Below are 317 nucleotides of genomic sequence, written 5' to 3'. Positions count from 1 at the left end.
CCGGCTACGGTTTCGCTGATGATGTTGCTGTCGCCTTTGACATTGATGGTGTCGCCCAATGCGTAGTTGTTGCTGCCGGTGGTACCGCCGAAGTTAATGCCTTTGGCGATATTGGCGGCGTTGTTGGCGACGTTTTGGTTGGTCGCAAACAGTTGGCTGCCGTTGACGGCGTCTTTGCTGTTGGCATTGAGGTCGCCGTCGGCTACGTTGGTCACTTTGTTGCCTGCGGCATCGATACCGGACTTGGTCAGGCTAGGACCGCCTGCGACTTTCACACCGTCGTTGTTAACGGTGGTGTCGCCGGCTTTGACGCTGTC

Annotated in this window: 1 pseudogene; it reads right to left on the bottom strand. The window is 57.1% G+C overall.

The features are described from left to right. Positions 1-317, bottom strand: a pseudogene (locus ACTHR2_RS10570) (hypothetical protein); the annotation flags it as partial.

It is taken from the genome of Neisseria sp. P0006.S004 (assembly GCF_051963015.1).
Classification (GTDB): Bacteria; Pseudomonadota; Gammaproteobacteria; order Burkholderiales; family Neisseriaceae; genus Neisseria.
The sequence above is the reverse complement of the archived record's forward strand: the minus strand, read 5'-3'. Positions and strand labels throughout refer to the sequence as shown.